Raw genomic sequence first — 22,827 nt, 5'->3', positions numbered from 1 at the left:
CCCGGCTGCGACCGGCCGCTCGGAACGGTCAGGACTTCCTGGACGGCGAGGAGGCCCGATGAGACTGCACCGGCTCGACATCACCGCCTTCGGGCCCTTCGGCGGCGCCCAGCAGGTCGACTTCGACGAGCTGTCCGCAGCGGGACTCTTCCTGCTGCACGGACCGACCGGAGCGGGCAAGACCTCCGTCCTGGACGCCGTCTGCTTCGCGCTCTACGGGGCGGTGCCGGGCGCCCGCCAGAGCGGTCAGGGCCTCACCCTGCGCAGTGATCACGCGGCCCCCGGGACCCGCACGGAGATCCGCCTCGAACTCACCGTCGCCGGACGCCGCTTGGAGATCACCCGGCAGCCGCCCTGGGCGCGCCCCAAGAAGCGCGGTTCCGGCACGACCACCGAGAAGGCGCAGAGCTGGCTGCGCGAGTACGACGCCGTGGCGGGCTCCTGGAAGGACCTCAGCCGCTCGCACCAGGAGATCGGCGAGGAGATCACCCAGCTGCTCGGCATGAACCGTGACCAGTTCTGCCAGGTCGTGCTGTTGCCCCAGGGCGACTTCGCACGCTTCCTGCGGGCCGACGCCGAGGCCCGCGGCAAGCTGCTCGGCCGCCTCTTCGACACCCACCGCTTCGCCGAGGTCGAGAAGCGCCTGGCCGAGCGGCGGCGGCTGGCCGAGGCCCAGGTCCGCGACGGCGACACCGAGTTGCTGGCCGACGCCCACCGGATGCACCAGGCGGCGGGTGACGCCCCGGCGCTGCCCGACCTCGCGCCGGGCGATCCCGGGCTCGCCGAGGCCGTCATGACGTGGGCCGCCATCGCCCGCAGCACGGCCCGCGAGCGGCTCACCATCGCCCACTGCGCCCGCACGGCCGCCGACTCCGCGCGGGCCGCCGCCGAGCGGGACCTCGACGGCGTACGCGAAGTGGCGCGGTTGCAGCGGCGGTTCGCCGAGGCGCGGGAGCGGGCGGCGCGGCTGACGGAGCGGGCCGACGCCCACCAGGAGGCGCGGACGCGGATGGAGCGGGCCCGCAAGGCCGAGGCGGTGGCACCCGCCCTCGACCTGCGCGAGACCGCCGACGCCGAGCACCGGCGCGCGGCCGCCGCGGAGGCACGCGCGCGTGGACTCCTCTCCGAGGGGGCGTACGCCGATGCAGGTGCGGCCGGACTCGCAGTCGCCGCGCGCAAGGCCGCAGAGGAGCTGGGCGGTCTGGAGTCGGCGCGCCGAGCCGAACAGCGACTGGCCGAACTGCAGGCGGAGCGCGCCGGCCTTGACCGCCAGGAGCGCGCCGACGAGGACGTGCTCCAGGATGCCGAGAGCTGGCTCTCCGCCTGGGACGCGACCCGCGCGGACCTGCAGTCGGGCATCGAGACCGCCCAGGAAGCCGCCACCCGGGCCGAGCATCTGGCCGTCCAGCGCGATCCCGCCCGAAAGCGGCTCCAGGCCGCCCGCCTGCGCGACCAGCTCGCCGGTGACACGGACGAAGCGCAGGCGCAGGCACTCGCCTCACGCGAGCGGGCGACGGACGCGCGCGCCCACTGGCTCGACCTCAAGGAACAGCGCCTGCAGGGAATCGCAGCGGAACTCGCCGCGGGCCTCGTCGACGGCGAGCCCTGCGCCGTCTGCGGCGCCACGGAGCACCCCGCGCCCGCGCGGAAGATCGCCGGGCATGTCGACCGGCAGGCCGAGGAGGCCGCGCTCGCCGCCTACCAGCGCGCCGACGAACTGCGCACCGAGGACGAGCGACGTCTGGGTGTCGTACGCGAGGCGCTGGCCGCCGCCACCGCGGAGGCGGGTGACACCCCCACGACACAACTCGTCCAGCAGGTCGAGGAGTTGGAGCGGCTGCACGCCGAGGCGCGCGCCGCCGCGTCCGGGCTGCACGCGTCGCGTGAAGCGCTCGCCCAGGCCGAGCGCGAGCATGCGCGCCGGGTCGCCGCGCAGCAGGCGGCGGAGGTGCGGACCGCGTCCCGGGCCGCCCGCCGGGACACGCTGGATCGCGAAAGGGCCGCACTGGAAGGCGAGTTGGCGCACGCTCGGGCGGACGCCGACAGCGTGTCCGCGCGGTTCGCCCAGCTGGAGCTGCGCGCGGCACGGCTCACCGAGGCGGCGGACGCCGCGCGCGGCGCCGAGGAGGCCGCCCAGCGGCTCAAGGAGGGCGACGCGCGGCTGGCCGATGCCGCCTTCCGCGCCGGGTTCGACACCCCGCGGGCCGCGGCCGCCGCGCTGCTGGACGACGCGGCTCACCGCGATCTCCAACGGCGCCTGGATGCCTGGCAGTCGGAGGAGGCAGCGGTGCGCGCGGTGCTCGCCGAGACCGACACGGCGGCCGCCGCCCAGCAGCCGCCCGCCGATCTCCGGGCCGCCGAACAGGCGGCCGAGTCCGCGGCCGGCCGTCTCCAGGGTGCAGTCTCCGCACGGGACGCGGCCGCGCGCCGCTGTGCCGAGCTCGACCGGTTGTCCGCGCGGGCGGCGGCCGGAGTGCGCCGGCTGGGTCCCCTGCGCGAGGAGTACGACCGGGTCGCGCGGCTGGCCGGTCTCGCGGCGGGCACCTCCGCGGACAACGAGCGCAAGATGCGACTGGAGTCGTACGTCCTCGCCGCCCGCCTGGAACAGGTCGCCGCCGCGGCGACCGTCCGGCTGCGGCGCATGTCGTCCGGGCGCTACACACTCGTGCACTCGGACGACCGCTCCGGGCGCGGTCGCAGTGGCCTCGGCCTGCATGTCGTCGACGCCTGGACCGGCCGCGAGCGGGACACCGCGACACTCTCCGGCGGCGAGACCTTCTTCGCCTCGCTGGCGCTGGCCCTCGGTCTCGCGGACGTCGTCACGGACGAAGCGGGCGGTGTCCGGCTCGACACGCTCTTCATCGACGAGGGTTTCGGCAGCCTGGACGACCAAACCCTTGACGAGGTCCTCGACGTGCTGGACTCCCTGCGTGAGCGCGACCGCAGCGTCGGCATCGTCAGCCACGTCGCCGACCTGCGGCGACGTATCCATGCGCAGCTGGAGATCGTGAAGGGGAGGACGGGGTCCGTCGTACGGCAGCGGGGGGTCGACTGAGGGGGTGCCTGGGCTCTGCCGCGCCTCCCTCAGGCCCGGCAGACCCCGGAGGCTCTCAGTGGCCCAGCGGTCGCCGGGGAAGTGGCGAGGAGTAGACGACGCTCGTCGTCACCGAGCCCAGGGCGCCGATCCTGCCCGACACCTCCTCGAGGTGGTGCATCGAACGTGCGGCCACCTTGATCACGAAGCAGTCGTCGCCCGTGACGTGATGCGCCTCCAGGATCTCGGGCGTGACCGCGACGAGGTCGTGGAAGGGTTTGTAGTTGCCGTTCGGGTACCTGAGCCGCACGAAGGCGAGGATGGACAGCCCCAGTCTCTCCGGGTCCACGACGGCCGCGTACCCCTGGATGACGCCCGCCTCCTCCAGGCGGCGCACGCGTTCGGTGACCGCGCTCGCGGACATCGAAACGGCACGGGCCAGCTCGGCGAAACTGGCCCGGCCCTCGCGCTGGAGGACATCGAGGATGCGCCAGTCGGTGGCGTCCGGGGAATACGCGGTCATGTCCGATAAGTAGCAGGGAAATCACCGGCGGATCAAGAGTCATGCCGTGGATCGCTGCTTCAGGACACGGAGCGCCGGACGTAGATTTCCGGTCATGAAGTCCCGCACGGCCGACGCGGTGAGGCGTCGGTACGGCGGGCTCGGGAGGGAAGGCCAGACCATGACTGTGACCACTGCGACCAGCACCGCGACCGCTCCGAACCCCGTTCTGCGGGTCGCCCCCGCCGCTCCGGCCGCGGCCGCCGCCTACTTCGGCGCGAGCCTCGCCTTCCACGCGGACGTGTCCGACGTGGCCTCCGCCCTCACGGCCGGCGGCGACCCGGGGTTCGTCGTGCTCGACTCGCGTTCCACGGAATCCTGGGACCAGGGACACGTGCCCGGCGCGATCCATCTGCCCACCGCGCTCATCCCGGAGCAGGCGGAGCGGCTCCTCGACAAGTCCGTACCCGTCGTCACGTACTGCTGGGGCCCTGGCTGCAACGGCGCCGCCCGCGCCGCCCTGGCACTCGCCGAACTGGGCTTCCAGGTCAAGGAGATGCTCGGCGGCTTCGAGTACTGGGCGCGCGAGGGCTTCGCGTACGAGACCTGGGAGGGGCGTGAGCAGCGCGTCGCAGACCCGCTGACGTCGCCGGTGGACTCGGAGGACTGCGGCTGCTGAGCGGCCCGCCACTCTCGCTCCGACGCCGACATCGCTGCTGACGTCGTACCCGAGTCCGCTTATTCCAGGGGGAGTTGGGGCAATCCGTCCGACCCGGGTGTCCGTATGCCGGGGGCGGAACAGCGGATTTCGGGCGGAGCGGGGGAGGGTGAAACCGCGGGCCGGAGCCAGGCTGTAACTTCTGCGCATGGCGCGTTATGCGGATCCCGGTGCGGTGGAGTGGGTCGAGTCGGGCGGTGGGCCGCTCATAGCGATCCCCGAGGTGGTGTTGTCGTTCTGGGCGGGGGCCGACGGCGACGACATGTCGACCGACTATGACAGGGCCTGTGACGTCGACGGGTACATCGGCCTCGTGCCCGTGGGGGACACCCGGGCCCTGGTCCTCGGGGACGAACCCGCCTCGACCACTTATCTGCCCGAGCACGACACCTTCGTACGGTGGTGCGCCGCCGACTCCGAGGGCGAACTCCTCGCCCGTGTCCCCGCCGCGCTCGACGCCGCCGTGTGGGAGCCGGAGGTTCCGTGGGACGTCCCGGGGCCCGTGGTGCTCTTCGACGCGGCATGGCCAGGAAAGGCGTCGGAGCGCACGGACCACCTGCGCGTCGCACTGGCACCCGGGCGCTACGCGGTACGGGCGGCTTACGTGGAGCCCGGCCCGGAGACCTGGCTGGGCCTCGTACAACTCCGGCGGCTCACGTCCTGAGGCACCGGCCCGCGCAACCTCACAGGCCCGGCCGCCCGCCCCCTCCCGTACGTCACGCATCCCGCGCCAACTCCCGGCGGTCCCGTAGTTCCGTAGGCCCGCGCCAAGTCCCGGCGGTCCCGTAGTTCCGTAGGCCCGCGCCAAGTCCCGGCGGTCCCGTAGTTCCGTAGGCCTGCGCCAAGTCCCGGCGGTCCCGTAGTTCCGTAAGCCTGCGCCAAGTCCCGGCGGTCCCGTAGTTCCGTAGGCCTGCGCCAAGTCCCGGCGGTCCCGTAGTTCCGTAAGCCCGCGCCCTCAAGTCCCGGCGGTCGCGCCCGCGCGTCAAACTCCGTGAGTCCGGACCCGCGCCAAAGCCCCCCGCCAAGCCCCGCGTCCCCGCCCCACAACAAATTCCATGCGCCCCGCGCCCCCACCCCGCATCATGGTGCGCCATGCCTCAACTCCCGCACCCCGCGCCCGAAGACCTCCGTCGTGACCCGCTGCCTCTCCGGGGCCGGACGGCTCTCGTCACCGGTGCCGGCCGACGCGCCGGCATCGGATATGCCGTGGCCCGTCGCCTCGCCGCGTACGGAGCGAGTCTGTATCTGCACCACCACGTGCCGCACGACGACGCCATGCCGTGGGGTGCCGACCGTCCGGAGGACGTGGCCGCCGGCGTTCGTGAAGTCCGCGGTGTCCCCGAGGCCCTGGTCCTCGCCGGGCCGGGCGACCTCTCCGACCCGGCGGCCCCGGGCGCGCTGATCGCGACCGCCGCGGAGGCACTCGGCGGACGGATCGACATCCTCGTCGCCAACCACGCGCTCAGCGGTTCCGACGGCACTCTCGACACGATCGACGCGGCCATGCTCGACGCCCACTGGGCCGTCGACGCCCGTTCGGTGCTCCTGCTCGTCCAGGCGTACGCCCGTCTCCGGGCGGCGCTGCCGCCGCGTACGCCCGGCGGTCGTGTGGTGCTGATGACGTCGGGACAGGACATCGCGGGAGGCATGCCGGGGGAGATCGCGTACGCCCTGCAGAAGGGTGCCCTCGCCTCCGTCACCCGGTCCCTGTCGACCGCCCTTGCCGCGCAGACGATCACGCTCAACACCGTCAACCCCGGTCCGGTGGACACGGATTACCTGACGGGCGAGGCGTACGCGGCAGTCGCGGCGCGGTTCCCGGGCGGCCGCTGGGGGATGCCCGACGACCCGGCCCGGCTCATCGCCTGGCTCGCGACGGACGAGGCGGCGTGGATCACCGGGCAGGTCATCGACTCCGAGGGAGGATTCCGCCACTGAGGTCCGGCGCGGGGCCGGGGCGACGGCGGAGTCGGAGCACCCCGTCCGCCGAGCCCCGGACCCGTCCGCCGGTCACAGCCGGGACAACTCGTCCACCAGGTCGTCCAGACCCAGCGAGCCCTGGGACAGGGCCGCCATGTGCCAGGCCTTCGCGTCGAAGGCGGCGCCGTGCCGCTGCTTCGCGTTCTCGCGGCCCAGCAGCCATGCCCGCTCGCCGAGCTTGTAACCGATGGCCTGGCCGGGCATGGACAGATAGCGGGTGAGCTCGCTCTCCACGAAGTCGGCCGGCCGGCTGCTGTGGGAGCCGAAGAACTCCTGGGCCAGCTCCGGAGACCAGCGCTCACCCGGGTGGAAGGGCGAGTCGGCCGGGATCTCCAGTTCCAGATGCATGCCGATGTCGACGATCACGCGTGCCGCACGCATCATCTGCGCGTCGAGATAGCCGAGCCGCCGCTCCGCGGTCGTGAGGAAGCCCAGCTCGTCCATCAGCCGTTCCGCGTACAGCGCCCAGCCCTCGCAGTTGGCGCTGACCAGCCCGATGGTGGCCTGGTAGCGCGAGAGGTCCTCCGCGACATGGGCCCACTGCGCAAGCTGGAGGTGGTGGCCGGGAACGCCCTCGTGGTACCACGTCGAGACCAGGTCGTACACGGGGAACCGGGTCTGGCCCATGGTCGGCAGCCACGTACGGCCGGGGCGCGAGAAGTCCTCCGACGGCGACGTGTAGTACGGGGCCGCCGCGCCGCCGGGCGGTGCGATCCGCGACTCCACCCGCCGTACCCGCTCGGCCAGTTCGAAGTGGGTGCCGTCGAGCGCGTCGATCGCCTCGTCCATCAGGCCCTGCAGCCAGTCGCGGACCTCGTCGACGCCCTCGATGTGCGTACCGTGTTCGTCGAGATGGGCGAGCGCCACCCACGGGGTCGCGGCGCCGGGCAGGATCTTCTCGGCCTCCTGCTTCATCTCGCCCAGCAGCCGGTGGTACTCGGACCAGCCGTACGCGTACGCGTCGTCGAGGTCGAGTTCCGTGCCGAGGTAGTAGCGCGACCAGCGGGCGTACCGCTCGCGGCCGACGGTGTCCGGGGCGCCCTCGATCGTGGGCGCGTACACCTCGCGCAACCAGTCCCGCAGCGCCACCAGGGCCCCCGTCGCGGTGCGTGCCGCCGCGTCCAGCTCCGCGCGCAGCGACTCGGGACCCCGTGCGACGAAGTCCTCGAACCAGCCGTGGCCCTGCCCGCCCGGGTCGGACCACTCGGTGAGCTGGCCGATGACCGTCGCGGTGGGGCGGGGCCCCGCGTAGAGCTTGCGCTCCAGGCCGAGCGCAAGGGAGGCGCGGTAGCCCTCCAGCGCGGCCGGCACCGCCCGCAGCCGCTCGGCGATCGCGGCCCAGTCCTCGTCCGTCTCCGTCGGCATGAGGTTGAAGACGCCGCGCACCGAGTGGACGGGCGAGTGCAGATTGCTCACCCGCCGCAGGCCCTCGTCGGCCGCGTACACGGCGAGCTGCGCGGAGAGGCGCTCGCGCAGCAGCCGGGCGCAGCGGCGCTCGATGTCGCTGTCCGCGCCCGGCTGCCGCTCCGCCTCGTCGAGCCGCGCGAGGGTCGTCCGGGCCAGCTCGGCCACAGCCGCCTGACCGGCGGGCGAGGTGTCCGGCAGGCGGGTCGAACTGGCCCTGTCGCCGAGATAGGTGCCGGTGACCGGGTCGAGGGCGATGAGCTCGTCGACGTACGCGTCGGCGATCTCGCGGGGCAGCGGGCTCTTGGTGTCTGACATGCGGACAATCCTCGTACGAGGACGTGATCCGCGTCAGCCCGATTCCGCTGAGGGCGTGGCACCTTGCCCGGCGTGCGGTGGTGTGGTCGCGGAGGCGTCGCGCTGCGGCGGCAGCAGGGGGCCGCAGTCCCACTGCTGGAAGATCAACCGGGTCTCGACGCGCGCCACTTCGCGTCGTGACGTGAACTCGTCGAGCACCAGCCGTTGCAGATCCGCCATGTCCGCGACCGCGACGTGCACGAGGTAGTCGTCGGGGCCGGTGAGATGGAAGACCGTACGGGACTCGGGCAGCGCCCGGATCCGGTCCACGAAGGGCCCGACCAGCTCCCGTCGATGCGGCCTGACCTGCACGGACAGCAGCGCCTCCAGTCCGCGTCCCAGTTTCGCCGGATCGAGTCGCAGCTGATGGCCGAGAATGATGCCCGAGCGGCGCAGCCGGGTCACCCGGTCCAGACAGGTCGATGGCGCGACACCGACCTGTGCGGCAAGATCGCGGTACGTCGACCGTGCGTCGTTCTGCAACAGCCGCAGCAGATGGAGATCCACCGGATCGAGTACGACGGTTTCGGCCATGGCTCGAACGTAACACGGGGTTTTACCCCGGGGACCCGGTCGGTGTTCAGGCTGTGGCCATGGACTCCGGCATCCCGAACCCGTACCGCGTATCCGACCGCCGCCCTGCCCCGCGGGCGCTGGCCACCGAGGCCGTGCACGCCGGCCGCGACGATCTCGCCCGGCAGGGGCTGCACGCCCCGCCGATCGACCTCTCCACCACCTACCCCTCGTACGACAGCCGGGGCGAGGCCGCCCGGATCGACGCGTTCGCCGCGGACGGCGCCGAGCCGGCGGGGCCGCCCGTCTACGGCCGCCTGGGCAATCCGACGGTCGCCCGTTTCGAGACCGCGCTGGCCTGTCTCGAAGGCACCGACAGCGCGGTCGCGTTCGCCAGCGGAATGGCCGCGCTGAGTGCCGTCCTGCTGGTCCGCAACGCCATGGGACTGCGGCACGTCGTCGCTGTACGGCCCCTGTACGGCTGCAGCGACCATCTGCTGACCGCCGGGCTGCTGGGCTCGGAGGTGACCTGGGTCGACCCGGCGGGCATCACGGACGCGCTGCGCCCGGACACGGGGCTGGTCATGGTCGAGTCGCCGGCCAATCCGACGCTCGCCGAACTGGACCTGCGGGCGGTCGCCCACGCCTGCGGCTCGGTCCCGCTGCTCGCGGACAACACGTTCGCCACGCCGGTCCTCCAGCGCCCGGTCGAACAGGGCGCGCGGCTCGTGCTGCACAGCGCGACCAAGTACCTGGGCGGGCACGGGGACGTCATGGCCGGTGTGGTGGCCTGCGACGAGGAGTTCGCGCGGCAGCTGCGCCAGGTGCGGTTCGCGACGGGCGGCGTACTCCATCCGCTCGCCGGCTATCTGCTGCTGCGCGGCCTGTCGACCCTTCCGATACGAGTCCGGGCCGCGTCCGCCAACGCCGCCGACCTCGCGGGCCGCCTCGCCGCCGACCCCCGGATCGCCCGCGTCCACTACCCGCGGATCGGCGGTGCCATGATCGCCTTCGAGGTCCACGGCGACCCGCACGAGGTCATCGCCGCCGTCCGGCTGATCACCCCGGCCGTCAGCCTCGGCAGCGTCGACACCCTCATCCAGCACCCGGCGTCCATCAGCCACCGCATCGTCGCCCCGTCCGACCGCCACGGCTCCGGTGTCAGCGATCAACTGCTGCGGCTGTCCGTGGGGTTGGAGGACGTCGACGACCTGTGGGCGGACCTGGACGGGGCACTGGGGCCTCGGCCGGGAACGACGGGACGGGGGCGGGCGGCGGTCGCGCAGCAGTCCTAGGCGGCCGGCGTCCGGTGGCCTGCGGGACGACGGCCGGCCCATGGCGTACGAGGACGGCCGGCGGCCTGGGGTGGACGCCGGCCGCTCCTGCGGGTGCCGTCGGACCGCTGCTCCGGCCCCGGTCATGCGGTGTGCCGATTCGGGCGACCGGCCAGGTGAGATGCCGAGTCGCTCGAATCGGGTGACCCGTCAGCTGAGACGGCGGGTCGTGCCGAGGTCCGCCTGATCCTGGGCGGTCGGCTCGCCGGGACCCGACTGCGTCTGCTCGTACGACGGCTGCGGGGTGGCCGGGGCCGACTTCAGGCGGGCGGTCATGACGAGGGTGCCCTCCTCGATCTGGTAGTCGAGGGGGAGATCGAGGCCACGCATCGCCGCGACCATGCCGGTGTTGGACGCCTGCGTCACCGCGTAGACGCTGTCGCAGCCGGCCTCGACCGCCATCGACACCAGGCGGCCCAGGAGTTCACCGCCGATGCCGCGGCGCTGCCACTCGTCCTCGACCAGCAGCGCGATCTCCGTCTCGTCGCCGTCCCACAGGAGGTGGCCCAGGCCGACGATGCGTCCGGATGCGGTCTGCACGGCGAGCGTCCGCCCGAAACGCGGACTGAGCAGGTGGTTGAGGTAGCGGTCCGCCTGGCCCACCGGACCGTGGTACCGCATGCTCAGCGTGCGGGCGGAGCAGCGCTCCTGCATGGCCTTCGCGGCCTCCACGTCGGAGGTGTCGGCGCGGCGCACGGTGATCGCGTTGCCCTCGGGCAGCGTCAGCACGTCCTGGCTGCGCGGGATCCGCGGACCGAGCCGGGCGTCCAGCTCCACCAGCGCCCGGGCACGCGCGAACTCCGTTGGGGTGAACGGCAGATACGGCCGCTCCACCGTGATCACTCCGCCCTCGGGGGCCCGTAGCCGCATCACCGTGTCCTCCAGGGCACCCTCGACGGGGGTGGTCTGTCCCGCCCGGCCGGAGCCGGGAGACGTGGCGGGCAGCGAGCGGATGGTGCAGCGGCCGAGCAACTGCCGCAGGGCGAGCGGAAGTTCCGCGGCGTCGAGGGCGGTGCGCGTGGCGAGCCCCAGGACGCGCGTCGGCGCGTCCACCAGGTCGTGGGCGTCGGCCCGCTCGATCCAGGTACCGGTGCCGCCCGCCAGGGAGACCGCGCGGCTGAGGTCGGACGCGGCCAGCTCCTCCGGCGCGCGCAGCAGGAACTCGTCGACGGTGCCCTCCGCCAGCGGATGCGTCTGCAGGCTGAGGATGTCGACCCGGTGGCGCGCCAGCGCCGTGCACAGCGCGGCGAGCGATCCCGGCTCGTCCTTCACCGTGGTCCGCATGCGCCACAGGACGGTGGTCCCCGAGGCGGCTTCGGACGTCGTCGGGGACGGGACGGGCTGCCCGGCGGACTGCTCTGCGGCAAGCGGCCGGGCGCCCGTATCGCCCGGCGGCGGCGCATGACCGTGGCGTCGTGCCCACCATGTGTGGAATCCGGCCGTGGCGACGAGTACGGCGGCCGAGATCACCAGCAGGGCGGGGCCGTCGGGGCCGTGCCCGATCAGGTTGGCGACGCCGTCCGCCACGGCGACGGCCGTGAACAGCGCGGCGAGTTCGACGAGGTCCCGGCGCCAGTGGTGCACCGGGCGACCGTGCCGGGCACGCGTCACATCAGACAAGTCTGGAGTCATGCAGCCACTGTGGACGAACGGTGTTGCGTGATCACGAACGGTTTGTGACTGATCGGTTAAGTGTCCTTCTGTCCCGTTTGTTGCTCTTTCTAATACTGAGGTGGCACCTATTGACCGGATCGCGGACATACGTGGTCACGCGGCGCCTGCGGCGACGGCTCGGTGGCTCAGCGGGGCGGAGTCTCGACGAGGGGTGAGCGACGAGCGGAGCAGCACACCGGGGGATGACTCCGGTGCGCTGCCCGGTGGTTCGAGGGTACGGGAATGATCACCCGGCGCGGTGCGTCACTGCCCCACGCGGCCAGGCTGCAGCGCCTGAGTGAACAGCACCGTGCCGTCCTGCTCCCGCAGCCGCACCGTCAGTTCACCGCTGTCGCCGTCGATGTCGACCTCGCCGAAGAACTGGTAGCCGCCGGCGGGCGACACGTTCGAGGCGGTCGGCGCCTTCACGAACACCCGCTCCGGTCCGAACGTGGCGTCCAGCGCGGTCGCCGGGAACGCGCCGGCGTTGAGCGGGCCTGAGACGAACTCCCAGAACGGCTCGAAGTCGGCGAAGGCGGCCCGCGCCGGCTCGTAGTGCTGGGCCGAGGTGTGGTGCACGTCGGCCGTCAGCCACACCGTTCCGGTGATCCGCCGGTGCTTGATGTGCCGCAGCAGCTCGGCGATCTGCAGCTCGCGCCCGAGCGGTGCTCCCGGGTCGCCCTGGGCCACCGCCTCGATGTTCTTCCTGCCCTCGGTGGTGTCCGGCACGACCAGGCCGAGGGGCATGTCGGCCGCGATCACCTTCCACACGGCACGCGACCGCGCCAGCTCCCGCTTGAGCCAGTCCAGCTGCTCTGCGCCGAGGATGCCCTGGGTGTCGGTGGTCTGGGTGCCGGGGGAGTTGGCGTTGCGGTACGTCCGCATGTCCAGCACGAAGACGTCGAGCAGCGGACCGTGGCGCACGACCCGGTGCACCCGGCCCTCCCGGGCGCCCGGCCGCAGCGTGGTGATCGGGAAGTACTCGCTGAACGCGCGATTCGCACGCGACGCCAGCACGTCGATGCTCTTCTCGGTGTACCGCGTGTCCGAAGCCGCGATCACCTCACCCGGGTACCAGTTGTTGCGCACCTCGTGGTCGTCCCACTGGACGATGGACGGCACCTGGGCGTTGAAGCGCTTGAGGTTCTCGTCCAGCAGGTTGTACCGGAACGCCCCGCGGAACTCAGCCAGGGTCTCGGCGACCTTGGACTTCTCCTCGGTGGTGATGTTCCGCCAGATGCTGCCGTCGGGCAGAGCCGCGGTCGCGGAGATCGGCCCGTCGGCGTAGATGTTGTCGCCGCTGCACAGGAAGAAGTCCGGATCCAGCGCGGCCATGGCGTCGTAGATCCGGTAGCCCCCGCGGTCCGGGTTGATGCCCCAGCCCTGCCCGGCCAGGTCGCCCGACCACAGGAACCGCACGCCGTCGCGCCTCCTGACCGGCGCCGTGCGGAACGTGCCGGTCACCGGCTCGCCGGTGCGCCGCGGGTCGTCGGGGTCGGCGAGCAGCACCCGGTAGTGGATCTGCTCGCCGCCGGGCAGCCCGCGCACCCGCGTCGTCCCGGCGAAGTCCGTGTCCGCGCCGAGCAGCGGGCCGTGCCATCTCCTCGGGTTGCGGAACGACTCGGTGGCCGACGTCTCGACGATCATCCGGGCCGGGCGGTCGGAGCGCACCCACACCAGACCCGAGTCGGCGGTCACGTCTCCTGCCTGCACGCCCCACCCCGCCTTCGGCCGCCCGGACAGGGCGAACGCCGGTGCCGCGCCGACCGCGGCGGGCAGGGCCAGTGCCGCCGACGCGGCGAGCGAACCGCGCAGGACGCCGCGGCGGCCGGGGAGCGGAAGGTGTGACATGAATGCGCCTCCAGGGACGGGTTCCGGCCAGTGTGCAGTGCCACAACTACTGGTGCGCCGCAGCGCACACGGAAACCACAAGTGAACAACTGACCACACGGGCAGGGGAACCGGTGTGCGATCCCCGGCATGCCGCGGCTGCGCGTGAGCGGTCCCGCGCGTGCGGCGGTTCCGTACCGTCCCGCGCGTGCGGCGATGCGGTGCCGTCCTGCGCGTGCGGCCGGCTTGGGCTGTCCCGCGGGTGCGACGGTTCCTGCCGTCTCGCGTGTACGGCGATTCCGTACCGTCCCGCGTGTGTCGCGGGCTTGGGCCGTCCCTCGTGTCGGCCCCCGTGTCACGCACGCACGGAGTCCGCCATCAGCCGTACGCCCTCGCGGATCCGTGACGACGACAGGTGGGCGTACCCCAGCACCAGCCGTAGGCCGTCGTCCACCGACTGTCCGTAGTCCGTCAGGGGCCGGACCACGACCCCGGCGGCTGCCGTGCGCTCCAGGAAGCGGTCCAGCGGCCCGTAACGGTCAGGGAGTTCGGCGATGGCGTGCAGACCCGCCGCGACACCGGACACCCGCGCGCCCGGAAAGTGCTCGTCCAGCGCCGACACGAGCGTGTCGCGGCGTTCCCGGTAGGCGCGCTGACAGCGCCGCAACTGCCGGTCGTAGTCGCCGTGTTCGAGGAACCGCGCCATGACCGCCTGGTCGATCGCGGGATGACCGAGATCCATGGTCCGCTTGCGCTCGACGACGTCCTCGGCGAGCGGCGCCGGCACCAGGAGCCAGCCGAGCCGCAGACCCGGAGCGAGGGACTTGCTGACCGACCCCGTGTACGCGACGCGCTCCGGGTCGAGCCCCTGCAGCGCGCCCACCGGCGCCCGGTCGTAGCGGAAGTCCCCGTCGTAGTCGTCCTCGATCACGAGACCGTCCACCGACCTTGCCCACTCCAGCAGTTCGGCACGGCGCCGCGCGGAGTACGCGATCCCCGACGGGAACTGGTGGGCGGGTGTCGTCACGACGGCACGCACGCCCGAGGCGTGCAGCGGCCCGATCGCCAGGCCGTGCGCGTCCAACGGCAGCGGCACGGTGCCGATCCCGGCCGAGGCGTACAGGGACCCGTGTTCCGGGCTCCCCGGGTCCTCCACACCCACGGCGCGCATCCCGCGCGCGTGGAGCACGAAGCCGAGGAGCGTCATCGCCTGTGCCACGCCGGAGACCACCACCACCCGCTCCGGATCGGCGACCACGCCACGGCGCCGGGCGAGCAACTCCGCGAGGGCGGTACGCAACCGGGGGAGCCCGCGGGGATCCGGGTAGCCCAGCGCGTGGTGCGGCAGTTCGGCGAGCACCCCACGGTGCGCGGCGGCCCAGGCGGCCCGCGGGAACAGCGACAGGTCCGGGGTGCCGGGCAGGAAGTCCGCCCGGGCGCCGGGGGAGCGCGGGGCGAGGTCACGTGCGCCCGGCTGCGCCGCCCGGACGGCACCGCCGACCCAGGTCCCGGCACCTCGGCCGCTGCGCAGATAGCCCTCCGCGGTCAGCTGCTCGTACGCCTCCGTGACGAGCCCCCGCGAGACCCCGAGGTCGGCGGCGAGTTCCCGGCTCGACGGAAGCCGCGTGCCCCGCGCCAGCCGTCCGGAGCGGACCGCTTCGCGCAGCGCGGCCTGGAGCGTACGGCCACGCGCGCGTGCCGGGGCCGAAGCGGCCGGCAGAAGCAACTCCCAGGCGGCGGCCCAGGAAGACGCGGACTCGGACGACACCGGCGCGGATGACTCGGACTCCGACGGACTGGACGCGGTCGGCTCGGACTCGGACGGACTGGACGCGGTGGGCCCGGACCCGGACCGACTGGACGCGGTGGGCTCCGGCGCGGACGGTGCGGACGGCTCGGACCCACCGCCCGGAGGCGAACCGGTAGCCGGAACACCCGCCTTCCCGGCGCCGGGCGTCGCTCGATTGGTCCCCGATGGCGTCATGGAAGTGGACCTTAAACCGTACCGGTGCCCTTCATAGCGTCGGCACCATGAACGTCACCACCCGTGGGGCGCTGCTCGCCGCCCTCGCCTGTGTCCTCGTCGGAGGCTCCTTCACGGCCAACAGCGTGCTGGGCCAGTACCCGTACGCGGGCGGCCAGTTCCTGCGCTACGGCCTGGCCTGTCTGCTGCTGGTGCCGCTGGTCGGCCGGGGTGGCACGGCGCCCCTGCGCACGCTCACGGCACGGCAGTGGACGCGTCTCGCCCTTCTGTCGGCCGTCGGCATGGTCGGCTTCAATCTCGCGGTGATCGCCGCGGAACGCACCGCGGAGCCGGCGGTTCCCGGTGTCCTCGTGGGGTGCGCTCCGGTCGTCGTGGCCGTCGTCGTCCCCCTCCTGGAGGGGCGCCGCCCGCAACGCCTTGTCCTGTACGGGGCGTTGGGCGTCGCGGTCGGCGCCTTCACGGTGCAGGGGTGGGGCCGTACCGACGGCACGGGCATCGCCTTCTCCGGGTGCGCGCTCGCCGGCGAGGTCGGTTTCGCCGTCCTCGCGGTGCCCGTGCTGCGGCCGCTGGGTCCCCGTCTGCTGTCCGCGACGGTGTGCGGGATCGCCGCGGTCGAGTCGGCCGTGACCGGGATCCTCGCGGACGGCGGAGCATGGCTCCGGATCCCGGACGCCACCGAGTCCGCCGCGCTGCTGTGGCAGGCGGTGGTCGTCACGGTCGTCGGCTTCGTCTGCTGGTACATGGGCATGCAGCGCATCGGCGCGGAACGCGCCACGCTCTTCTCCGGCCTCATCCCCGTGGCGGCCGCGTGCACCGCACCGCTCGTCGGCACGGGCTCGTACGGCGCCGCCCAGGCTGTCGGCAGCGCCCTGGTCGGAGCCGGAGTCGCCCTGGGATCGGGGGCGTTGACCCGCCGGACGCGCGGCTCAGCGGCTGCCGTCCAGGATGACCCGCGCGACGAGCGCCGGGTCGTCGTTCATGGGCACGTGCCCGCATCCGGGCAGCCGCACCAGCCGGGCGTGGGGGATCAGCCGCTTGGCGCGGATGCCCTGGCGGCGCACGAGCAGCCGGTCGCGCGTACCCCAGGCCACGGTGACCGGAAGCCCAGGGATGTCGTCCGTGAACCGCACCGAGGTGCCCGCCCTGAGGGTCGGGGTGAAGCCCTCGGCGTGGGCCAGCGCGAGGGTCTCGGCGACGACGGCCTCGGGTGAACGGCGGCTCGGCCGGGCGTAGATGGTGCTGGTCAGCACCGTGCGCCCGGTCGCCGTGGTGGACAGCCGCTCCACCAGCGGCAGGGGCATGCTCCGCGCGGCCTGCCGCATCGCCATCAGCACCCCGAACGCGTATCGCCGCTCGGCCTGGGTCCAGAACCCGGCGGGAGACAGTGCCGTGACGGACCGTACGAGCTTCTCGCGGCCCAGCTCCAGGGCCAGCAGGCCGCCGAGCGAGTTGCCCGCCACGTGCGGGCGACCGAGCTCCAGCTTCTCGAACAGCGCGCCCAGCGTGGAGTTCAACGTCGGGAGGTCGTGTGCGAGCCCGTCGGGCAGCGCCGGGGACTCGCCGAACCCGGGGAGGTCCACGGCTATCACGTCGCGCTCGGTCGCCAGGATGTCGACGACCGGGTCCCAGGCCTGCCGGTGGTGGCCGATGCCGTGCAGCAGAAGCAGCGGTTCGCCGGTGCCCACGCGCCGATAGGAGAGGGTCACGGCACGCGGACCGTGCGCCGAGGGGACGTCGAAGGAGACCGTGGCGGACATGGTGCAGCTCCTCGTGAGGGGACACGGTGACGGAAGCGCTCGTAGACAGCTTGTCAGCAACAGCTACCGACGGGTAGCCCCTGTGCGGCGCGAACCGCGCGTGCCTGGCCGACGCGTTCGACGCGCCGGTCGACCGGTCCGCGGGCGCCTTCACGCGCGCGTGCATGCGCGCGCGCTCATGTGCTCGGGCAGACACCGATTTTGCCTGGACACGACGGGACGAGTCGGATGGGATGCATCAGTGGCCACCGACACCGCGACCGACGTCTTCGAAGAGCACCGCCCCGTCCTGATGGGCGTCGCCTACCGCATGCTCGGGCGGGTGGCCGACGCGGAGGACGTGGTCCAGGAGGCCTGGTTGCGCTGGTCCGGCGCCGACCGGACCGAGGTGCGCGAACCGCGCGGCTACCTGGTGCGCATCACCACCCGGCTCGCCATCGACCGGCTGCGCCACGTGCAGTCGCGCCGTGAGGCGTACATCGGACCCTGGCTGCCCGAGCCGTATGTGACCGACTTCGGCGACACCGTCCCGGACACCGCCGAACGGGCCGTGCTCGCCGACTCCGTCTCCCTCGCCGTGCTCGTCGTCCTGGAGTCCCTCTCGCCACTGGAGCGGGCCGTGTTCGTGCTCCGCGAGGCCTTCGGATACCCGTACGCGGACATCGCGACCACCCTCGACCGCAGCGAGTCCGCCGTGCGCCAGCTCGCCGGCCGGGCACGCAAGCACGTCGACGAGCGCCGGCCGCGCTACGAGGTCGACCCGGCCGAACGCCGCCTGCTCACCGAGCGGTTCCTCGCCGCGGCGGTCGAGGGCGACCTCGCGGGTCTGATGTCCCTGCTGGCCCCGGAGGTGCGCCTGGTGGGCGACAGCGGCGGCCTGGCCAAGGCGCCGCTGCGGGTCATCGAGTCCGCCGACAAGGTCAGCCGCTTCCTCTTCGGCGCGGCCCGGAAGGGGATCGCGGACGTGTCGTTCCGCCTGGTGGAGGTCAACGGCGGCGCGGCGCTCCTGGCGCTGTCGGGCGACAAGGCCGACAGCGTCTTCCAGCTGGACGTCGTGGACGGCCGGATCCAGTGCATCTACATCATCCGCAACCCCGAGAAGCTGCTGTCGCTCTCGCCCGAGTAGCCGCGGCCCAGGCTCCACGGCCCCGAAGCCCCCGTCGTCGCGGCGGGGGCTTCGCTGTCCTGAGCCGGGCCCGGGGAACGCCTGGCCGGTGCGCCGGGAACGCCCGGTCCGTGCACGGGGAACGCCCGGTCCGTGCGCTGGGAACGCCTGGCTTGCGGGCTTGTGTCGCGAACATCTCCCAGCGCGAACGTCGTATGAACGCTCTGCGCACCGCGCCCCTGCAATCGGTAAGGGATCGAGGATTGGTCTTGACCAAGGGTGGGGCCGCGCCTATGGTCGCAGGGATAGTGCAGGAACCTTTAATAAACAAGGGCGCTAAAACGCCGCCGGGCCACGGCGATTGCGGAGGACAGGGTGGGGACCACGCAGCTGGAAACGGTGCCGGAGCCGAAGTACTGGCATCTCAAGACCGTGCTCAGTGAGGCACTCGACTCCGAGTTCACGGTGGGCGAGATCCTGCCCAACGAACGCGATCTCGCGGCCCGCTTCGGGGTCGCCCGTGCCACGCTCCGCCAGGCTCTGGAGCAGCTCGAACTGGAAGGCCGGCTGCAGCGCCGCCGCGGGGTGGGCACCACGGTCGCCCCGCCGCGCATGGGTGTGGCCGTCGGGTCCGAGCAGCACACGTGGCCGGGGGCGGCGGGCGACGCCTGGCAGCCCGCGGACTGCGGCCTTGCGGCGCCGCCCCTCCGGGTGGCGGACCTGCTGGAAACGGGCCGCGACGAAGCGGTGCACACGGTGCGCCGGTCCCGCGTGACGCACGGTCAGCCGGTCGCCGCGGAACTGCTCTACATCCCGGCGTCCTCGGTGCCCGACCTCTCCTCCATCGACGCTCCCTCGGGCCCGGCACGCGCGCGTGCCGTTCTGCGCGAGCTCCAGCGTCTGGAGCTGGAGGGCGAGGACCGTGCCGTGGAGCTCGGTTCGGCGCGCGCGGACGACGCCAAGGAACTCGACCGCCTCCCCGGGGCGCCGGTCCTCGTCGTCACCACCCGCTTCTTCGCCGCGGGGCGCACGGCGGCGGTCTCCGTCGCCACGTACCGCGCCGACACCTGCCGGCTGACCTTCGGTGACTCCGGCGGCGTCGAGATCCACCACTCCCCGGAGCGCCGCGCTTCCTGAACCGCGGGCGGCGGTCGCCGCCACGGCACCGCGGCCGCGAGCCACAACCGTCACGCCCCGCACTCCGGGGCGTGACGTTTTGCGTCGCGCGCCTGGACACTCGCGTGGGCGCGCCACGCCGACCGCCTCGGCGCCTCAGCCACGCGTTGACCGTTCCGGTGCCGCTGTCGTGCTCTGACGGCTCCGGCGCCGCTGTTTTGCTCTGATGGCTCCGGCGCCGCAGCGGCATTGGTGACCGCTCGGCGCCTCGGCCGCGCAGGGGGCCGATCCGGCGCCCTCAGCCATGCAGGGGCCGATCCGGACCCTCGGCCGTACAAGAGGCCGATCCGGCGTCTCGACCGCCCCGGTGCCCCGCGGCCCGCGCCTCGGCCCCGCGTCGGCGCCTCCGCCAAGCGTCCGCACCTCAGCGTCGTGCCGTGACCGTGCTCTCCACCGCGAAGAGCTGCTCCTCCACGTGATCGAGGGCCAGCCGGAGCGCTCCCGTCGCGACGGCCGCCTCGCCGAGCAGGGACAGCGTCACCCTGGGCGGCCGCAGACAGTAGCGTGCCAACTCGCGCCGCAGCGGCTCCAGTACGCCGTCCAGGCCGGCCGCCCAGCCGCCGATCACGACCAGCTCGGGGTCGAGGGCCAGCACGAGCGCGGCCACGTCGTGGACCAGGCGCTGGATGAAGCGGTCGACCGCCGCGCGGGCCCGCTGGTCACCCTCGCGTGCGAGGGCGAAGACATCGGCGACGGCCTGCTCGTCGAGGGGGTGCAGCGGCTCGTCCGTGGTCGACAGCAGCGTCTCCGGGGTCGCCTCCCGGCCCAGCAGATGCAGCGCTCCGATCTCGCCGGCCGCGCCTCCGTAGCCCCGGTGCAGCCGCCCGCCGATCAGCGAACCGGCGCCCGGGCTCAGCCCGGCCAGCACGAACACGACGTCGTCGGACTCCGTCGCCGCGCCCTTCCAGTGCTCGGCGACCGCCGCCGCGTTGGCGTCGTTCTCGACCAGCACCGGGCACTTGAAGGAACGGCTCAGCCGCTCGCCCAGCCGCAGGCCCGTCCACTCCGGAAGGGCCGTGCCGAGGCGTACGGTGCCGTCCGCCTCGACGATGCCGGGGCTGCCCACCCCCACCGCGCGCAGGGAACTGCGGGCCACGCCCGCCCGGCGCAGCAGGTCGGCGACCGCGCTGCGCAGCCGCTCCAGCCGCTCGTCGGCGGACGCCGTCTCGTCGACTTCCTTGGACATGGCGCCCAGCACCCGGCCGTCCAGGTCGGCGAGCAGCGCCGCGACCCGGTGGGGGCCTATCTCCAGGCCCAGCAGGTGCCCCGCCTCGGCCCGGAACCTGAACCGCCTGGCCGGTCGGCCCTGACGCCGTGCGGCGCCTTCCTCGGCCGCCTTCTCGACGACGAGCCCGCCTTCGATCAGCCCTTCGACGACGCCCTCGACCGTGGGCCGGGACAATCCGGTCACCCGGGTGATCTCGGTGAGCGTCGCGCAGTCCGTGGCACGCAGCGCGTGCAGCACCACCGCGGAATTGATCCTTCGCAGCAGAGAGGGATCCCCGCCGGTCAACTGCCCCAACGTCCGTCCTCCCAGCTCGTGCGCGTGTTCGCCGGATCGTACTCGGCGTGGCGGGCCCCGGCGAGTGCCGGGGTGGCCAACGTTACTGGCGGGTCCGCATCTGCTGAGCCACACGGTCCGTCATCCGGGCGAGACGAACCCCGATTCGTACGCCGTGATGACCGCCTGCGTGCGGTCGCGGGCACCCAGTTTCGCGAGGACGGCGCTGACGTGGGACTTGACCGTCTCCGTCCCGACGATCAGCTGACCGGCGATCTCCGCGTTCGACAGGCCCCGGGCCACCAGGCGCAGCACCTCCGCCTCACGCTCGGTCAGCGCGGCCCGCTCCAGCACCCTCCGGGCCGCGGGATTGCCGCCGTCGTCGCCGTACTCGGCGGCCAGTTGCCGGACGGAGGCGGGGAACAGCAGCGACTCGCCCTCGGCGATCAGCCGCACCGCGTGCACGATCTCGGCGGGCCGGGCCCGCTTCAGCAGGAACCCGTCGGCGCCGGCGCGCAGCGCCTCGTAGACGTACTCGTCGTTCTCGAACGTCGTCACCACGAGGATCTTCGGCGGATCGGTCACCGTGCGCAGCACCGCGCGCGTGGCCTCGATGCCGTCCATGAGGGGCATCCGCACGTCCATGGCGACGACATCGGGCCGCAGCTGCCGCACCAGCGGGATCACGGCCGCACCGTCGGCCGCCTCCCCGACGACCTCGATGTCGGGCTGCGCCTCCAGGACGGCACGCAGACCCGCGCGTACGAGGGGTTCGTCGTCGACGAGAAGCACGGTGACCGGCATCCGGTCAGCGTAGATCAGCGCAGTGGCAGCTCCACCCGCACCTGCCAGTCGCCCTGGTCCGGCCCCGTCCGCGCGCTGCCACCGAGCAGCGCGGCCCGCTCGCGTATGCCCCGCAGCCCGCTGCCGCGGCCCGGGCCCGGTATCTCCGCGGTGAGCGGATTGCGGACCTCCAGGACCAGCCAGGCGTCCTGGCACTCGATACGGATCCGGGCAGGGACACTCCCCGCATGCCGCAGGACGTTCGTGAGCGACTCCTGCAGGATGCGGTAGCCCTCGCGGGAGACGGGCCCGGGCACTGTCTCCACCGGACCCGTCACCTCGGCGTCGACCTTCGCCCCGGAGGCGCGCGCGGACTCCAGGAGCCGGTCCGCCTCCGTCAGCGTCGGGCGGCTGCTCACCGGCCGCTCCGCCTCGCGCAGCACGCCGAGGACCCGCTCCAGGTCCTCCAGGGCGGCCCGGCCGGTGTCCTCGATGGCACCCAGGGCCCGGTCGGTGAACGCAGGGTCGCCGGCCGCCCGGGCCGCGCCCGCCTGCACCACCGCGACGGTCAGCGCGTGCCCGATGGAGTCGTGCAGCTCCCGGGCGATGCGCGTGCGCTCCAGAAGCTGCTCCGTGCGCTCCTCCAGGGCGGCGAGGCGCTGGCTGGGGGAGGGGCCGAGAAGACGGCGCGCGATCGCCGTGACCAGCGCGCCGAGAGCGACGACCGCGCCGTACAGCGCGAGCAAGGGCAGCGGGACGAGCAGTGCGTAGGCCCAGTGCGGATCCGAAATCGGTACGAAGGGGTTGTCGGTGACCGTGTGGCCGGTCGCCGCGCCGGCCAGATCGAAGGCAATCACCGGCAGCCAGACCGTGAGCGCAGTGGCCACCAAGCCACCGACCATCCGTACTTCCAGCCAGAGCACGGTCCGCCACCGATCCCGCCAAGTGACCGAAGGTGCGACCGAGAACGCCTCCTCCCCGCCGCCCCGCGCGAGCATGAACTGCGCCTGCACACCCTCACCTCGCCGCACGGCTGGAATCAGCCCCAGCGGAATCAGCATCGCGGCGGGCACCCACGGCTTGGTCGAGTCGATGAACAGCCACACGCTGACGAACAGCATCGGCACCCACAGGTGCAGCCAGCGCGTGTACGTCGTCCCCCGGAACAGCGGGCGCAGAAAGCGGGCCATTGCGTC

Annotated in this window: 17 protein-coding genes and 1 pseudogene; 8 read left to right on the top strand and 10 right to left on the bottom strand. The window is 73.1% G+C overall.

Annotation, left to right across the window (positions count from 1 at the left end; translation table 11 throughout):
- Positions 1 to 58: 58 nt before the first annotated feature.
- On the top strand, positions 59 to 3,055 hold the full coding sequence (locus ACFWM2_RS11085) for an AAA family ATPase (RefSeq protein ID WP_383276190.1): 2,997 nt from the start codon (positions 59 to 61) through the stop codon (positions 3,053 to 3,055).
- 55 nt (positions 3,056 to 3,110) lie between these two features.
- Here the strand turns inward: ACFWM2_RS11085 and ACFWM2_RS11080 are convergent, their stop codons facing one another.
- On the bottom strand, positions 3,111 to 3,557 hold the full coding sequence (locus ACFWM2_RS11080; protein ID WP_383276187.1) for an Lrp/AsnC family transcriptional regulator: 447 nt from the start codon (positions 3,555 to 3,557) through the stop codon (positions 3,111 to 3,113).
- 160 nt (positions 3,558 to 3,717) lie between these two features.
- Here ACFWM2_RS11080 and ACFWM2_RS11075 point away from each other — a divergent pair, with 160 nt between their 5' ends.
- The 3 genes from ACFWM2_RS11075 to ACFWM2_RS11065 all read left to right on the top strand — a co-directional run bounded on the left by ACFWM2_RS11075 (position 3,718) and on the right by ACFWM2_RS11065 (position 6,192).
- On the top strand, positions 3,718 to 4,215 hold the full coding sequence (locus ACFWM2_RS11075; RefSeq protein ID WP_383276184.1) for a rhodanese-like domain-containing protein: 498 nt from the start codon (positions 3,718 to 3,720) through the stop codon (positions 4,213 to 4,215).
- A gap of 187 nt (positions 4,216 to 4,402) precedes the next feature.
- On the top strand, positions 4,403 to 4,918 hold the full coding sequence (locus tag ACFWM2_RS11070; RefSeq protein WP_383276181.1) for an immunity 21 family protein: 516 nt from the start codon (positions 4,403 to 4,405) through the stop codon (positions 4,916 to 4,918).
- Between the two features lie 428 nt (positions 4,919 to 5,346).
- The gene (locus ACFWM2_RS11065) at positions 5,347 to 6,192 is read left to right on the top strand and encodes an SDR family oxidoreductase (protein WP_383276178.1); all 846 of its coding nucleotides are present in this window, start codon (positions 5,347 to 5,349) and stop codon (positions 6,190 to 6,192) included.
- A 72-nt stretch (positions 6,193 to 6,264) separates the two neighbouring features.
- Here ACFWM2_RS11065 and ACFWM2_RS11060 read toward each other — a convergent pair whose 3' ends face one another.
- Together ACFWM2_RS11060 and ACFWM2_RS11055 are read right to left on the bottom strand one after the other, a co-directional pair.
- Positions 6,265 to 7,956: a DUF885 domain-containing protein gene (locus ACFWM2_RS11060; protein WP_383276175.1), complete on the bottom strand. Its 1,692-nt coding sequence runs from the start codon at positions 7,954 to 7,956 to the stop codon at positions 6,265 to 6,267.
- A 33-nt stretch (positions 7,957 to 7,989) separates the two neighbouring features.
- Positions 7,990 to 8,529 carry an Lrp/AsnC family transcriptional regulator gene (locus tag ACFWM2_RS11055; protein ID WP_383276172.1) on the bottom strand — a complete coding sequence of 180 codons (540 nt, stop codon included), beginning with the start codon at positions 8,527 to 8,529 and terminating at the stop codon, positions 7,990 to 7,992.
- Between the two features lie 59 nt (positions 8,530 to 8,588).
- Between ACFWM2_RS11055 and ACFWM2_RS11050 the strand changes: the two genes are divergently transcribed.
- The gene (locus ACFWM2_RS11050) at positions 8,589 to 9,803 is read left to right on the top strand and encodes a trans-sulfuration enzyme family protein (protein ID WP_383276169.1); all 1,215 of its coding nucleotides are present in this window, start codon (positions 8,589 to 8,591) and stop codon (positions 9,801 to 9,803) included.
- A gap of 189 nt (positions 9,804 to 9,992) precedes the next feature.
- Here ACFWM2_RS11050 and ACFWM2_RS11045 read toward each other — a convergent pair whose 3' ends face one another.
- The 3 genes from ACFWM2_RS11045 to ACFWM2_RS11035 all read right to left on the bottom strand — a co-directional run bounded on the left by ACFWM2_RS11045 (position 9,993) and on the right by ACFWM2_RS11035 (position 15,093).
- Positions 9,993 to 11,474: a GNAT family N-acetyltransferase gene (locus ACFWM2_RS11045; RefSeq protein WP_383276166.1), complete on the bottom strand. Its 1,482-nt coding sequence runs from the start codon at positions 11,472 to 11,474 to the stop codon at positions 9,993 to 9,995.
- 285 nt (positions 11,475 to 11,759) lie between these two features.
- Positions 11,760 to 13,346 (bottom strand): alkaline phosphatase D family protein, encoded by a 1,587-nt coding sequence (locus tag ACFWM2_RS11040; protein ID WP_383276163.1) that lies wholly within the window; start codon positions 13,344 to 13,346, stop codon positions 11,760 to 11,762.
- Positions 13,347 to 13,680: 334 nt separating this feature from the next.
- On the bottom strand, positions 13,681 to 15,093 hold the full coding sequence (locus tag ACFWM2_RS11035; protein ID WP_383276160.1) for a PLP-dependent aminotransferase family protein: 1,413 nt from the start codon (positions 15,091 to 15,093) through the stop codon (positions 13,681 to 13,683).
- A gap of 206 nt (positions 15,094 to 15,299) precedes the next feature.
- Here ACFWM2_RS11035 and ACFWM2_RS11030 point away from each other — a divergent pair.
- Positions 15,300 to 16,142, top strand: a pseudogene (locus ACFWM2_RS11030) (EamA family transporter); the annotation flags it as partial.
- 93 nt (positions 16,143 to 16,235) lie between these two features.
- On the opposite strand, the gene ACFWM2_RS11025 reads toward ACFWM2_RS11030, so the two are convergent.
- Positions 16,236 to 17,066 carry an alpha/beta fold hydrolase gene (locus tag ACFWM2_RS11025; RefSeq protein WP_383276157.1) on the bottom strand — a complete coding sequence of 277 codons (831 nt, stop codon included), beginning with the start codon at positions 17,064 to 17,066 and terminating at the stop codon, positions 16,236 to 16,238.
- 241 nt (positions 17,067 to 17,307) lie between these two features.
- Here ACFWM2_RS11025 and ACFWM2_RS11020 point away from each other — a divergent pair, with 241 nt between their 5' ends.
- Entirely contained in the window at positions 17,308 to 18,192 is an 885-nt protein-coding gene (locus ACFWM2_RS11020) for an RNA polymerase sigma-70 factor (RefSeq protein ID WP_383276153.1), read from the top strand.
- Between the two features lie 354 nt (positions 18,193 to 18,546).
- Positions 18,547 to 19,308, top strand: a complete 762-nt coding sequence (locus ACFWM2_RS11015) for a GntR family transcriptional regulator (RefSeq protein WP_383276150.1) — start codon at positions 18,547 to 18,549, stop codon at positions 19,306 to 19,308.
- A gap of 403 nt (positions 19,309 to 19,711) precedes the next feature.
- Here the strand turns inward: ACFWM2_RS11015 and ACFWM2_RS11010 are convergent, their stop codons facing one another.
- The 3 genes from ACFWM2_RS11010 to ACFWM2_RS11000 all read right to left on the bottom strand — a co-directional run bounded on the left by ACFWM2_RS11010 (position 19,712) and on the right by ACFWM2_RS11000 (position 22,821).
- On the bottom strand, positions 19,712 to 20,869 hold the full coding sequence (locus ACFWM2_RS11010) for an ROK family transcriptional regulator (RefSeq protein WP_383276148.1): 1,158 nt from the start codon (positions 20,867 to 20,869) through the stop codon (positions 19,712 to 19,714).
- Between the two features lie 120 nt (positions 20,870 to 20,989).
- A complete protein-coding gene (locus tag ACFWM2_RS11005; protein WP_383276145.1) occupies positions 20,990 to 21,652 on the bottom strand; it encodes a response regulator in 663 nt (220 codons plus the stop codon).
- Positions 21,653 to 21,666: 14 nt separating this feature from the next.
- On the bottom strand, positions 21,667 to 22,821 hold the full coding sequence (locus ACFWM2_RS11000) for a sensor histidine kinase (protein WP_383276142.1): 1,155 nt from the start codon (positions 22,819 to 22,821) through the stop codon (positions 21,667 to 21,669).
- Positions 22,822 to 22,827: the final 6 nt, after the last annotated feature.

This window comes from Streptomyces sp. NPDC058371, assembly GCF_042723265.1.
Lineage (GTDB): Bacteria > Actinomycetota > Actinomycetes > Streptomycetales > Streptomycetaceae > Streptomyces.
This window is presented reverse-complemented; position numbering and strand designations above follow the sequence as displayed.

What these genes read in the sequence shown, in the direction of transcription:
- ACFWM2_RS11085 (WP_383276190.1), top strand. Translation starts at nt 59, where the DNA reads ATGAGACTGCACCGGCTCGACATCACCGCCTTCGGGCCCTTCGGCGGC.
- ACFWM2_RS11080 (WP_383276187.1), bottom strand. Translation starts at nt 3,557, where the DNA reads ATGACCGCGTATTCCCCGGACGCCACCGACTGGCGCATCCTCGATGTC.
- ACFWM2_RS11075 (WP_383276184.1), top strand. Translation starts at nt 3,718, where the DNA reads ATGACTGTGACCACTGCGACCAGCACCGCGACCGCTCCGAACCCCGTT.
- ACFWM2_RS11070 (WP_383276181.1), top strand. Translation starts at nt 4,403, where the DNA reads ATGGCGCGTTATGCGGATCCCGGTGCGGTGGAGTGGGTCGAGTCGGGC.
- ACFWM2_RS11065 (WP_383276178.1), top strand. Translation starts at nt 5,347, where the DNA reads ATGCCTCAACTCCCGCACCCCGCGCCCGAAGACCTCCGTCGTGACCCG.
- ACFWM2_RS11060 (WP_383276175.1), bottom strand. Translation starts at nt 7,956, where the DNA reads ATGTCAGACACCAAGAGCCCGCTGCCCCGCGAGATCGCCGACGCGTAC.
- ACFWM2_RS11055 (WP_383276172.1), bottom strand. Translation starts at nt 8,529, where the DNA reads ATGGCCGAAACCGTCGTACTCGATCCGGTGGATCTCCATCTGCTGCGG.
- ACFWM2_RS11050 (WP_383276169.1), top strand. Translation starts at nt 8,589, where the DNA reads ATGGACTCCGGCATCCCGAACCCGTACCGCGTATCCGACCGCCGCCCT.
- ACFWM2_RS11045 (WP_383276166.1), bottom strand. Translation starts at nt 11,474, where the DNA reads ATGACTCCAGACTTGTCTGATGTGACGCGTGCCCGGCACGGTCGCCCG.
- ACFWM2_RS11040 (WP_383276163.1), bottom strand. Translation starts at nt 13,346, where the DNA reads ATGTCACACCTTCCGCTCCCCGGCCGCCGCGGCGTCCTGCGCGGTTCG.
- ACFWM2_RS11025 (WP_383276157.1), bottom strand. Translation starts at nt 17,066, where the DNA reads ATGTCCGCCACGGTCTCCTTCGACGTCCCCTCGGCGCACGGTCCGCGT.
- ACFWM2_RS11005 (WP_383276145.1), bottom strand. Translation starts at nt 21,652, where the DNA reads ATGCCGGTCACCGTGCTTCTCGTCGACGACGAACCCCTCGTACGCGCG.
- ACFWM2_RS11000 (WP_383276142.1), bottom strand. Translation starts at nt 22,821, where the DNA reads ATGGCCCGCTTTCTGCGCCCGCTGTTCCGGGGGACGACGTACACGCGC.